Origin of the sequence: Colwellia sp. E2M01, from assembly GCF_018860585.1 — a bacterium.
In the GTDB taxonomy this organism is placed as follows: Bacteria; Pseudomonadota; Gammaproteobacteria; order Enterobacterales; family Alteromonadaceae; genus Colwellia.
This window is the reverse complement of the sequence record NZ_JAHKPR010000045.1, coordinates 1-12395: the sequence shown is the minus strand read 5'-3', so window position 1 is coordinate 12395 and position 12395 is coordinate 1. Positions and strand designations below refer to the sequence as shown.

Annotated in this window: 11 protein-coding genes and 3 pseudogenes; 7 read left to right on the top strand and 7 right to left on the bottom strand. The window is 32.8% G+C overall.

The annotated features are described in order from the left end of the window. Window positions 1-34: 34 nt before the first annotated feature. Window positions 35-502: pseudogene (locus tag KO502_RS10090) on the bottom strand (transposase); the annotation flags it as partial. Window positions 503-622: 120 nt separating this feature from the next. On the opposite strand from KO502_RS10090, the gene KO502_RS10085 reads away from it, so the two are divergent. Beyond that, window positions 623-901, top strand: a complete 279-nt coding sequence (locus tag KO502_RS10085; protein ID WP_216022457.1) for a type II toxin-antitoxin system RelE/ParE family toxin — start codon at window positions 623-625, stop codon at window positions 899-901. Next, window positions 901-1194, top strand: a complete 294-nt coding sequence (locus KO502_RS10080) for a HigA family addiction module antitoxin (protein WP_216022456.1) — start codon at window positions 901-903, stop codon at window positions 1192-1194. The genes KO502_RS10085 and KO502_RS10080 overlap by 1 nt, the downstream gene beginning before the upstream one ends. A 32-nt stretch (window positions 1195-1226) precedes the next feature. On the opposite strand, the pseudogene KO502_RS10075 reads toward KO502_RS10080, so the two are convergent. After that, window positions 1227-1381: pseudogene (locus KO502_RS10075) on the bottom strand (IS110 family transposase); the annotation flags it as partial. A gap of 365 nt (window positions 1382-1746) precedes the next feature. Here KO502_RS10075 and KO502_RS10070 point away from each other — a divergent pair. The 3 genes from KO502_RS10070 to KO502_RS10060 are packed head-to-tail and all read left to right on the top strand — an operon-like array spanning window position 1747 to window position 7884. Then, window positions 1747-2331: a hypothetical protein gene (locus KO502_RS10070; RefSeq protein ID WP_216022455.1), complete on the top strand. Its 585-nt coding sequence runs from the start codon at window positions 1747-1749 to the stop codon at window positions 2329-2331. Between the two features lie 4 nt (window positions 2332-2335). Then, window positions 2336-4684, top strand: coding sequence for a hypothetical protein (locus KO502_RS10065; RefSeq protein WP_216022454.1), 2349 nt, complete (start codon window positions 2336-2338; stop codon window positions 4682-4684). Further along, entirely contained in the window at window positions 4681-7884 is a 3204-nt protein-coding gene (locus KO502_RS10060) for a site-specific integrase (RefSeq protein ID WP_216022453.1), read from the top strand. Before KO502_RS10065 ends, KO502_RS10060 begins: the two co-directional genes overlap by 4 nt. A 285-nt stretch (window positions 7885-8169) precedes the next feature. Here the strand turns inward: KO502_RS10060 and KO502_RS10055 are convergent, their stop codons facing one another. From KO502_RS10055 to KO502_RS10045, 3 genes are read right to left on the bottom strand one after another with little or no spacing between them, the layout of a single operon-like run. Beyond that, entirely contained in the window at window positions 8170-8514 is a 345-nt protein-coding gene (locus KO502_RS10055; protein WP_216022452.1) for a hypothetical protein, read from the bottom strand. After that, window positions 8514-9497: a site-specific integrase gene (locus tag KO502_RS10050; protein WP_216022451.1), complete on the bottom strand. Its 984-nt coding sequence runs from the start codon at window positions 9495-9497 to the stop codon at window positions 8514-8516. Before KO502_RS10050 ends, KO502_RS10055 begins: the two co-directional genes overlap by 1 nt. Beyond that, window positions 9484-9726: a hypothetical protein gene (locus KO502_RS10045; RefSeq protein WP_216022450.1), complete on the bottom strand. Its 243-nt coding sequence runs from the start codon at window positions 9724-9726 to the stop codon at window positions 9484-9486. The genes KO502_RS10050 and KO502_RS10045 overlap by 14 nt, the downstream gene beginning before the upstream one ends. A gap of 151 nt (window positions 9727-9877) precedes the next feature. On the opposite strand from KO502_RS10045, the gene KO502_RS10040 reads away from it, so the two are divergent. Then, entirely contained in the window at window positions 9878-10078 is a 201-nt protein-coding gene (locus tag KO502_RS10040; protein ID WP_216022449.1) for a helix-turn-helix transcriptional regulator, read from the top strand. A gap of 369 nt (window positions 10079-10447) precedes the next feature. Continuing rightward, a pseudogene (locus KO502_RS10035) lies at window positions 10448-10657 on the top strand (hypothetical protein); the annotation flags it as partial. Between the two features lie 24 nt (window positions 10658-10681). On the opposite strand, the gene KO502_RS10030 reads toward KO502_RS10035, so the two are convergent. Together KO502_RS10030 and KO502_RS10025 are read right to left on the bottom strand one after the other, a co-directional pair. After that, window positions 10682-11944 carry an AGE family epimerase/isomerase gene (locus KO502_RS10030; RefSeq protein ID WP_216022448.1) on the bottom strand — a complete coding sequence of 421 codons (1263 nt, stop codon included), beginning with the start codon at window positions 11942-11944 and terminating at the stop codon, window positions 10682-10684. A gap of 110 nt (window positions 11945-12054) precedes the next feature. Then, window positions 12055-12395, bottom strand: a 341-nt coding sequence (locus KO502_RS10025; protein WP_216022447.1) for a dihydroxy-acid dehydratase, incomplete at its 5' end; no start/stop codon positions are given.

Genomic DNA, 12395 nt, shown 5'->3' with positions numbered 1-12395 from the left:
CCACTAATGATGAAGCCTCTTTATTGTTGATCTAGCCAAGCTCCGGCATTTCACTAATCAAGTTAAATGCCACTACTTTCCCTACACCAGGAACACTTTGGATGATGTCATTTTTAATTTTATATTCGTCACGACTGTCGATGAGTTTTTGTAATTTATTGTCTATTTTTTCTAATTGATTTTTCATCACTGTTAACATTGGTTTAATGGATGAGGTAATTTCTTTCGGCATTATTTGAAGACGATTTTTCTCCATGGTTTGCATTTCCATCAATTGACGACGACGTGATAACAAATCAATCATAAGCCTTATATCTTCTGGCTTTAATTGAGATAAGCTAGGTTTCATAACCTCTGCATAATAGGCAATTAACTGTGCATCCAACTTATCTGTTTTAGCTTGTTGATTGATAGCTCCAGCAAACTTTTTAATCCTCACTGGATTGGCAATAACAAAAGGTAAGTTGGCTTTTGCACAAGCCATGATAAAGGGTTGCTCTAGACAAATAACAGTTGGCTGCCGTTCGTGCCTCACTATTTTAGCCAACTGCAATTTGCCCGTTAACAGGGCGTTATATTTTTTCTTTCGACATTTGATGCGCATCACGCTACACTGTTTGGTATGATTAAATCTTTTAAACATAAAGGCCTCAAGAAATACTTCCAAACAGGCAGCATTTCAGGCATTCAAGCAAAGCATCAACGTAAGTTGCGTATGCAACTTACGGCAATCGATACCGCTCAAGAAATTGAAGATATCAATTTACCGGGGTTTAAATTGCATCCCCTGAAAGGGAACCGTGACGGGATTTGGTCTATTACTGTAAATGGTAACTGGCGCATTACTTTTGAGTTTGTTGATGGTAATGCATATATTCTCAACTATGAGGACTATCACTAATGACTATGCATAATCCACCACACCCTGGAGAATTTATTTACGACGTTTATCTAGAGCCGGCAGGGATTAGTTGTCGCTATTTAGCAAAGCAACTAGACGTAGCATCATCTACCTTAAACCGTGTTCTTAAAGGTCAAAGCGCCATATCTCCAGAAATGGCACTTCGCTTATCGAAAGCAATTGGTAGGACTCCAGAGAGCTGGTTAGTCATGCAAGACAACTATGATCTTTGGCATGCAAAACAACAAATTAACTTAACCAATGTTCACGCAGTAAATTTTGCAGTGGCATAAAAAAATATAACAAGAGACTATGGCGTCAATAGTTAATTTATAACTTTTGGCGCTTCCCACACTACACCGTCTCTGAGTATTGAATTTAAGATCACAATCACCTTTCTAATGAAGGCAATTATTACCACTTCTTTGGTTTTCCTGCTGCTAATAATCGTTGATATGTCGACTTAAATACAGGGTTAGATTATTTTTCGGAGGGGGGGAATAATTAAACACGATAAGAAGTCAGTAATGGCGCGCCATGCAGGAGTCGAACCTGCTACCTTCGCCTCCGGAGGGTACTCCTGCCAAATGTTTTGAATAGCCATTAATCGGCTTTACTCGTAACTTATTGTATATATTAATTATTACTAATATTTGTAATTTAATCTATTAACACCTTTTATCAACTATTAATTTAATCACGCACAGCCTAAATGTATTAATGAATAAATATAATGATCGTATTCGATCATTATATAATTACTTGATGATATTTAAAACCATATATGTTTATATAATAAACACATATTGGACTTTAATTATTCATTACGGTAAGGATACATGTAATTGGTTGCATTTCTTAAAAACAAAAAACAGATAAAATCCGTCACAATACACCCTGCCGCACAGGATATTTTATCTCTTATTGATGATTTAAAATTAACAATACCTATAGAAAATTTATCAAGTTCAGCCCTCGAATTGATAGAAAATACTATCAGGATGGAAGGTGTACTGAATGAGGTTACAGGTGAATTGGAAGTTTTTTCTCCGTTATTTGACCTTCGACTTACATCAAAAACCCTTGAACAATTGTTGAATAAAAACACCATTATTCACCGTAAAGATTTGGTAGATGAACAATGGGTTGAATCTACTGTTTGGGGGCAATTTTTTAAACATATTTCAACATCAATTAGGTTTGTGGATGATATTGCTTTAATACAACCCGAGTTAAAAAAAATATTCCCTCCTGATATATGTAATGAACTATTCGGTAAGAAGAAATTATCTCAGTATGATTTTTCAGGGTTGATTGATGCGGATAGAGGCAAGTTAACACGACCAATATCAAAAATACCTCCTAAGAAAACCCAAAAGATAAAGTCCTCATCCTCAACATTTATTCCTTCTGAGAGTGATCACAGCTAAAATAATGAACAATCCTAAGCAACCACCATTTAGCTCAGACTTTGTAGCTGAAATATTTCCAAATCATCTAAAAGAAGACGAAAAGTGTGTTTTAGCGTTGCACATACAATATTTACTATTAGGTTTAACTCGTGAATTATCAGAAATATTCCCAACAGAAATATCATCAATTAATCAGAAAGTTTTACCGTATATAGTCAATCGAGAGTTGTATGTATCCGAAGATGATCAATCATGGCTATTAAATCAAGGGGCATTAGACCTTATAAGACAAGTTAAAAATGGACTAAAAGGCGTTCTAATAAAATACCATGCCTGTGCTTTTACCTCATCAACATTACAAAACCGTTTGTACAATATTGATAGCTATAATCGATATAAATTGTTAGTTCTTCTTTGTGTGACACGGTTAGCAAGAATGGGAAGCCCGAGCTCTACAATTCATAAGATTTTAAGTGAAATAAGACAATTGAGCTTAGGTAAAAGAGATGAATTATTGCCGCATTTACCTGATCCATGTATTAATGAACTTAAAACACTTATCAATATGCTTGATGAAAATCGACATAGAGAGGATGTTACCGAAAGAATTACAACTTTCTTATCTTCTTACTTTGTATCGTTTAATGATGCATATTCACACAATGTAAGAAGTGAGCATAATAGAAAAAGTGGCCAACGAAGTGTAACCACCATCATAGTATCCCCTAAAGCGAGGGAAGATGAAGATGATGAAGGTTATGTTGTTCACCGTTTAAAAACTGAAGTAAAAGAAAACAATAAAGTCAGGGAACATTGGGATACGGAAGAAGAAAACAACATACCTGAAAAAATACAAGCCTTTGCCGTTATCAAAAGCACCTCGTCAGATCCTATTGAACATACTCGTCGCTCGATGAAAGCAAAAAACATCGTTGATAGGCTCAGTATGAGAAATCAGTCGCTTGCTTGTGACTATAAAATACTAACTTCGTATGAAATTAGAATATTACTAACATGTGTTTTGGATGATTTAGCTAGCAAAAGTTATGAATTTAATACTGCGAAAGCTTTGATTTTTTGTGTTTTATTTGGTCGTTCGGTAACCGAAATAGAAGAAATTCAAGAGCAACGTAAAACACGTTTTGCTTATGATAATAACAAAGAGTGTTGGGTAATAAAGATAAAACATACAGTCAGCACCTTTAAGCAAGAAAAAGCTGTAGAGCATTTAATTACAGCGGTAAGTGATCATGTGGAGTATTATTTACCAGAACAACTATCTTCCTTATTAACAAAAAGATTTTCTGTTGCTTCAAAAGAAGAGGCTCAAAAATATTTAACGGCTGTAAATAAAAAGTTTAACACTCGTCTAAGTATTCCTCGTATTGCTTGTTATTTTATGGATTATTGTAAGGACAAAAATATTGATCCTGTTCTTGTTGAAGTTATCGGTCAAACGACTAGTAGACAAGATAGTGCCATTCCGTATACCCATATAACTCAACAACAAATCAATACTACCCTGAATTTATTTGTTGGCCATTTAAACAAACTTTTATCGGCAAAGCATCTCGACTTATTAGTACCTAATACTACGTTAAACCTAAATAAAGGTATTAGTATTGGTTCCCCCCTAATGCTTAAGAACAGTGAAATAATTAAAGTAAACCAGCAGCACATTCATCATCTTAAAGAATTAAATTCATCTATATATACCGATGTAAATGAGCTACATAATGAGTTTGTTTTTTATCTTTATAGAATGATAACCATGGCTAGTGGTTATAGACCGGTATCGGGAACAGGTGGGAAGTTAAGTGATATTAATTTCTTATCAAATGAATATTGGATCTCAGATAAAGAAAACAGAGATCGTGAATCGGCAAGAATTATTGTTTTGCCTGATATGGTAATGCAGCAATTAGAAGAATATAAAAAGCATCTTGCGAAGCTGAAATTCAAGTTCAAATACAGTGCTATTAACATAACTAAAAAAATTGATGCTGTGCTAGATGAACCTGAACCAGATCGATCTAAGCAAGATGAATCTGAATCAGATGATCAATCTCATTTCTTATTTTTAATTTCCAGTGACAATGAAATTTTGGAAGTTTCCCCTAAAACCATTAAACCTTACATGGATAAACAATTTCCAGTGCAATTGAATTGGAATCGTCACTATATGCGAAGTACTTTGATGGAACGAAATATTTCACCATCGGTCATTTATCACTTTATGGGACATGATGATATTGGCTCAGAGGGCATGGGGAGATATTCTGGGCTAAGTTATTATGATTTTAAAGAATTATCAGTAGTAATTAACAACATACTTGAAGAATTAAAATTTGAGGTGGTTAAAGGTTTATGAATCCAATAATTATTTTAAAAAATGATGCCTTTACTCCATTTGAATCTGAAGACGGCGCTGGTGAAAAGAAACGAAAAATAGTTAGAAATAACCAAAATAAGAGAGCAATCAAAAAAGGTATTATTATTTTCGAGAAGCTATTCCCTAAAGCTTTTCTTCCAGAGCCATTGTTAGTTGATTTTACAACACAATGGGAAAAGTTTTTTTTAAGCTTAGCTAGGGAACTACCAGGTAAAAAAGATCTAAAAATTGCACATGACGCCATAGCTAAAGCCATTGATTTAGGAACAAAAAAAGGACTTTGGTCAGTATCAATTACAACGCATATTAGTGTATTGCGTCGAGAAAAACCGTTTAAGAATAAAAATTGGTTTACTAACGCTAAAATATTACAGAAATTTGAATCAAATTGGTTAGCAAATATCACAACAACGAATGATTCAACAGAATTGTTAACAAGGTGTATTTATAGTGCAATGTTTCACTCGGGATTAAATGATCCTCTTCACATTAATGCTCTTTTAAATAGCCTTAAACAAAAGCAACCTATACACCATAAAGGAGGTCACTATTGGATCAACCTAAATACGTTTCCTGAACATTATGTGAAATCACATAAGAACAATAAAGTTAAGTTTCCTTTTTCAACAAATCACAAAATAGACGGTAAAGAAATACTTACTACGCGATTTTACCCAACAACTATTACGTTAGCTTTCATTTGTAACTTTTTGAATAACGCTAAAGTGGTTGATATTTTAGATAAAAGTGAATTTTGGAAGACTATTTCAAATGATATTAAAGTTAATAGCGGTGTACTTTTATCTGAAAGACAAATTTGTCACGGCGCTGTTGCTATTAGTGAAACTAAACCAAACGTTCGTTGCCCAGAAGCTATTGTGGAATACATGACAAAAAGAAATATGTCTTATTCTTTACCTGACAGTAATTGGAACAAAATAGGTGAAAGTCACGACATTATTGAACTTGATTCGTTATCAAATTTTAAAAGTAGCTTAGGTGATAATGATGTAAAAGAAATACAAGCACAGCCGGTAAGATCTAAATTTGGTTTAATTGCCGATTTAAGGGGAGCGTTGACTACACATAAGAATAAAAAGGCGCTGAAGCACCCTGAAATAATCAATAACATTACAGAATGCTTGGATATAGATACGGCTAATATAGCCTTGCATGAAAAAATACTCGTTCATTGGTTATTAACTTTTCTAAAAGCTAAAAAATCACCAAACACCGCGGTACGTTATTTTTCAGCTATAGGTGCTTTATGGATAATACATGCAGAACAAGTTAGTGAGGAGCAGCCTTATACTTATTTTGAAGATTTATATTTGGGAATGTTGGAGCTATCCTCATCTGAAAAAAGCCGATCTTATATGAAAGGAAGGTTAATTGATTTACATCGGTTTGCCGTCACTCATTACAATTTCCCTAAGCTATTGACTCTATCAAAAAGTAACGATAAAGCGATTGCTCACGTTAGAGCATCCTTTATACCTGAATCAATATTTGAGTCGTTATTAGGCTCTATTAATCAGTGCAAAACAGCAACAAAACAAGAAACGTTACTTATATCCATTCTACTCATTATAACCTATAGAGCAGGGCTTAGGCTTGGGGAGGTATTAAAGTTAAAACGATCAGATTTTGAATATTCACCAGATGGCTGGCTGTTTATTCGAAATAATGTTTTTGATAATAACAAATCTGCAGCGGCTAGACGAAAAATACCACTAATTTCGTTGCTTACACCAGGTGAAGTACAACTATTTAAAGAATACTTAACTACAAACAATATTATCGACTCATTAAAAAAAGGCTCTAATAAATTATTATTCTCATTTGCCATTAATGAAGCAACACCAATTGATAAGTTCATGGTTTCAAACTTAGTATCCCAGGTACTAAAAGAAATATCACAACTTACTTTATTTGTATTTCATTGCTTACGGCATTCAGCGTTTTCAAGATTACAGCTTTTAATCCATTATGATGAATTTAATATCAGAGGAAATCTAAGTATCTTCAAAAGGGATATTATCCCCTATGATGATGATCAAATAGCGTTAATTAGTTTAAAGGTATTCAGTAATAATAAGTTAAAAAAATATAACGCCATTGCTGCGTTAGCTGGACATAGCTCTACCAAAATGACGTTTAATAGTTATTTTCATTTTACTGATTTTATCATGTATTGTGCTTTAAATATGAACGAACAAGTATTGCACGTGGATCATATAGCTAACATATCAGGTTTAAGTAGGCGCTCATTAACTTTAATAGCTCAAAACGGCAAAGAGCTAAAAATTAATCAAATAAAAGGACTGTTGACTGAAAAAATTATTAAGAAACCTTTTTGTTATAATGCAAAGCTAAATTACATAATAGGAATATCTCCCGCTACATTTTTTATCAAAGAACAAAATAAATCAGTGCAAAAATTTGATAAAATATTTAGAATTTTAACTACTATTGAAAAAGGCGAAAGTCCAGAATATTTAATGTGGTTATACTCTGTTCCACAGGAGGTATTATTAAATTGGATAGAAAAAGCAGGAGTGATTAATAGTATAGAAACTGAAAAAAATAAGTCCCGCCATCTGTCATCGCAGCGATCTAATGCTTTAATTACTCCACTTCCCTCCGCACAAGCTGATATTGATGAAATCACTTTATTTCGAGCTAACTTAAGAAAAAAGCATGAAGGAGTTACTGCAGTTCAAAGAAAAAATAATATTTTAAAAATTTGTAAAATTATATTTTGCCGCTCTACTACAAGTAATAGTTATATTTTATTTAGACACCCTAGTACATTAACTTTTTTCCTCAAATTTATGTCCTACTTCCCTAAAAACCGATGGTTTATTAGTATAAATGCAAATAAAAAAGAAGACATTAGGCTTTGGAAAATTGCGACTAAAGGCTGCAACACCGAACTAAATATTCAATTTACTCAAGATAAACGAAACCCTAATGGACAGGCTAAAGTACACTTGTTAGCTAAGCATGCTTTAGAAAAGATAGAACAAAATAAATTGAAGGAAGCAAATAAATCACCAGAAAAAACAAATAAAAATCAATGGAAAAAATATTCGGTAAATACTATAAAGTTTGTTATGCATATAATTGCTATTAGTGAACTAAGTATCGAATATTTAGAGGAAATGAAGAAGTTTTAGTCCAATAGTATGAGGTTGGCTGTTTAAAGTTTTGTTCATTAAGTATGAAATAATAAACTGAGTTGGAAGCTCAGTTTATTATTCACGTGTGAAGCAGCTAATAATAAAATACTAGCGAATAATGGCGTCATTTTAACTTCCTATTAATTTTATTCGATGTGAAAAATAGATAAGAAAAAGGCGGTAATCAGCCGCCTTAGTTTTTCTTCCAATTATATCAAATCAAATAAATGAACTATGAGATGACTTCAATATAGTTTATTAATCAATATTATCAACATATGTTTAATTAAGTAATAGAAGGTTAAGCTCTATTTCTAGTGATGTCGCCAATTTTTTAAGTGGGCAAGACTCATAAGGAAACCCTGCTTCAACCAACTTATCTAACACCCAATAACTAATTGCTTTTTGATTGTCTTCTGCATGAAGATTAAGTAAGTGAGCTACACAGTGATCATATTCAGGTATGTTCAATAACAAACATAATGATGATGCTAAAACACGAGATTCATTTACCAGTTGTCCTTTCAACTGTTTTAAGTTGCAGCTCAACATAATCACTTCATTATTATATTTGGATAGCTGCTGATTATATTCTTTCACTTTAAAGTGCTGGTCTGTAATATCCATTAGAAACCTCCTTTAGGGGTTATTAATCGCTCAAAAGCACTACCATCTTGTCGAGTTAAATTTGGTACATACCGAGAGTAAACTCTAAATAACATTTCTGTATTTGCATGCCCCATTTGTCGAGCTATCCACTCAGGATTTTCACCACTTGCAAGCCATAAGGTTGCTGCCGTGTGTCTTGATTGATAAGGACTTCTTGCTCTTAAACCTAAGTGCTTTAATAAAGGATGCCAAACTCGCTTGGTTACATTATCGCCTAATGGTGTACCGATTTGAGTAGAAAAAACAAATTCACTATTCTTTGTTGCTTCATACTGCTTTTTCAAGGCATCAAATACTGGTTGGGACATTTGTATTTCACGTTGGCTGCCATCATTTTTTGTATAAGTTGACTCCCCTTTTAACCAGCATTCGCGTACTAAAATAAGGCGACGTTCAAAGTCTATATAACGCCATTTAAGTCCATGAATCTCACCTGATCGCATACCGGTAAAAAATCGTACAACGTAATAATTTTTAAAATCACAACGGACTGTAGTTACAATCAAATTTACTTCTTCTAACGTAAAAGGCTCTATGTCTTTTTTATCTTTCTTTAACGGCTTGATATTACGAAATGGTGAGGTAAAATCATATCTGTCGGCCGCTTCAGTAAATATCATTCTTAACACTTTCATGTGTCTGTTAATGTAATCAGCTGAGAAACTATTACCTTTTTCGCACGTTACTTTGGTCAGTTGGGTGCGAAATAGCATTAAATCAGCTTTCTTGAATTTTTCTAACATTTTACTATTAGGAAAGTGCTGACCATAATCAAACTGTGCTAATAAAATCTCAGCACTAATGCGATCTAATATCTTTTTTAGCTTCTTAATATTTGCTGGCGTATTTTCTAAAGCGGTTTGTTCTCTACACCGAATACCTTGATAAATAAAATCAAAGTACAACTTCCCCGTTTCTTTTCGAACTCTAATGTGAGCCATGTGCAATACCCCCATTAACCATAGGGATAGATAATGAAGAAATGGAATCTTTCATCATATCTTTTTGGATTTTTTCCCAAAGGTATAAAATTTTACGTCCACCAAATGGACGAATGTAATGTATACCTTCAATTAAAACAGAATCTTTTAAGCGCTCACGAATAGTACGAGGGTCGTATTTGAGTACTCGCGATAATTCTTCGGTGGTTAGATATGTTTCATTATTCATAGCCGTTTCCTTTTTCAAGTGTTAGTCTAAGAGAATAAATGACGTTTAATAAATACAAATGTCATTCTAAGTAACATAATAACAGTTAAAATCGATTTAACAAATCTTTTTGTTATTTAAAATAACAAAATTTATGTTGAGGTATCAAAAAGTGATTAAATGTCATCTCGCCCGACTAATGGGTGAACATAAAATGAAAGTAATGGATGTAGCTCGTGAAACGGGTTTAAACAGAAATACTATTACGCTTTTATATAAAGAAACTGCACAGCGTGTAGATCTTGAAGCAATGGATAAACTATGTGATTTATTTAATTGTGAGGTTCAGGATTTATTTGAAAGAATTAATTAATATTCTTTACTAGAGGCATGAGAGCTTTATAGGTAAAAACAAAATATCATTGTGAGTGAGGTTGAATATTTAGTAATATACCTCTTCATTTTTTGATCTATAAATATCAGTTCAATATTATGATTAATATGATTTTAAATTAAAACTTACCATTATTAAAACCTCTTATTTTAAAGTTACAATTAATTATAATAACTTACCTGTTAATGGTGCCATGTTAATTTGGTATAATTATTTGTATAAAAGTCAATAATTATTTGTATAAAAGTCAATAATTATTTGTGCAAAGTTAAAGGGTATATTATGGGAAGTCGAAGGTTATTTTGGCGAATAGTTGATAATATTGAAGCGTCGATAAACTCAGGACAATACACTGCTTTAAAATCAGGTAATGCTTCTGAAGCCCGAAGTGCCATGCATAGTCATTTTAATCGGTTAATTAACTCATTATTTGAGGTTGTGGAATCAAAAGCACTTGAAGAAATTAAACGTAGAAACAATGAAAAAAGAGAGCTCTATTCTATACCTGCATTAAAGCTAGTTGATTCGCAAGTTTCATTACAAACAGAAAGTGTTTAAATATTAAGCTCTGTTTTTATTAAATCAATTGTTTTCAATTAAATAACGGTACATTTCCACAGTATGATAAGCCGACTTTCCTATACTGGATTTAGGATCAGCTGTAATAGGTGTATTATTATCTAAATTAAAGTATTCACCTCCGTTAACATGATCAATAAAATTGCTTTCAAAGAAATTAAGTAGATCGGCTAATTTTTCTCCATTTCTGTCATAAAATGATAAGGCAATGATTGCTTCACAGTGTTGCCACCATGTTTTAATATTTGATAATTGAACAGAGTTACTCGGGTTATATGAACTAAAAAATCCATTTTTTATTGAATTATCCCAAATAGGTTTTTCTAAGGTTTTCGCTATTATATTTTTACCTAACTTAATATATTTATCACGAAGTTCTTTACTTAAAAAACTCCAATTTTTAGTATTCATTAATAACCATGCAAGCTGAAAATTATGACCAGGGGTAACACTAAAGCATTCACCTTGAGTATTTTTACAAGCTTTCCAGTCGGCTTTAAATTTAACATTCACCCAGTTTGTATCTGTATTCCAAAGATATTTAAAAGCAAAGTCAGCCTGTCGAGCAAGTGTTCTCTCATACTTTTCTGGTGTTGGCGATGTTGCCCATAAATTATTCATGTATGCAGAAATAGGGTAAATTGTTGATTGTAAAGTCTTACTTGTTATATCTGGCCCTTGAGACAAATCTACTTTACCAAAGAAACCACCATTATCTATATCCATAAAGTTATGAATAAACGCACTATGCATTAATTCAATTGTTATTAATAAATTAGCATCAGGCCAATGGTTATAAAGTTCTACTAACCCTATTAAACCATAGGCTTGTTGCCAGATATCAATATCTTTTACTTTCTCTAATATGTGAGTATTTTTATTTGTTAAATTTAGTTCCGTTAAAAAGTAAGTACGGGAAGTATCATTGTATATAAAATTTTCTTGTAAAAATTTAGCTGATTTCTTGGCAAGTGCTAAGTTTTCCGGAAAGAACTTAGATGAATAAGCTAACGCATATATAGTTCGACTCAGAGAGACTAAATACACTTTATCACTGATTATATTACCTTCGTTATCAAGTTCAGAATAAAAAACACCTTCAGTATCCGAATAAGCGTTGTTCTTTATAAAATCAATTGAAGTCTTAATTTTTTGTAAATATTCTTTATTTTCTTGTGTCGCAAGCTCATTTTTATTATCTGAACAAGCAACACAGAAATAACTAATAAGACATGCTTTTAGAATTATTTTTACTGTAAAATACATAATAATCTCTAGGGTTAAGTAACCCAATTAGGTTTAATAAACTGCCAAATTACATTAATCTAATTTCTATAACCTGGCAGTGTTTAAATTAATAATTATTTTTAAACAAATTAATCAAATAAAGAACAGGCGCCTGTTTCAGCCGAGCTTAAATTGCGACGCATGAAGCCGAACAATTCGCGCCCCATACCTTGATGATGACCGTTCATTTGAAATAGAGACGTTTCACGTTGAGCAAGCTCTTGTTCATCAACAAGCAGTGTTAACTCACCTGTTTCGCCATCAAGGGTTATCATGTCGCCTGTTTTAACTTTAGCAATTAACCCACCATCAAGTGCTTCTGGACATAAATGAATTGCCGCAGGCACTTTACCTGAAGCGCCAGACATCCGACCATCAGTAACTAACGCGACTTTAAAACCTTTATCTTGCAGTACACCTAATGGTGGCG

Excerpts from the sequence above, each read along its gene's own strand:
- KO502_RS10085 (WP_216022457.1), top strand. The coding sequence starts at position 623 with ATGATTAAATCTTTTAAACATAAAGGCCTCAAGAAATACTTCCAAACA.
- KO502_RS10060 (WP_216022453.1), top strand. The coding sequence starts at position 4,681 with ATGAATCCAATAATTATTTTAAAAAATGATGCCTTTACTCCATTTGAA.
- KO502_RS10030 (WP_216022448.1), bottom strand. The coding sequence starts at position 11,944 with ATGTATTTTACAGTAAAAATAATTCTAAAAGCATGTCTTATTAGTTAT.
- KO502_RS10045 (WP_216022450.1), bottom strand. The coding sequence starts at position 9,726 with ATGAATAATGAAACATATCTAACCACCGAAGAATTATCGCGAGTACTC.
- KO502_RS10080 (WP_216022456.1), top strand. The coding sequence starts at position 901 with ATGACTATGCATAATCCACCACACCCTGGAGAATTTATTTACGACGTT.
- KO502_RS10055 (WP_216022452.1), bottom strand. The coding sequence starts at position 8,514 with ATGGATATTACAGACCAGCACTTTAAAGTGAAAGAATATAATCAGCAG.
- KO502_RS10065 (WP_216022454.1), top strand. The coding sequence starts at position 2,336 with ATGAACAATCCTAAGCAACCACCATTTAGCTCAGACTTTGTAGCTGAA.
- KO502_RS10050 (WP_216022451.1), bottom strand. The coding sequence starts at position 9,497 with ATGGCTCACATTAGAGTTCGAAAAGAAACGGGGAAGTTGTACTTTGAT.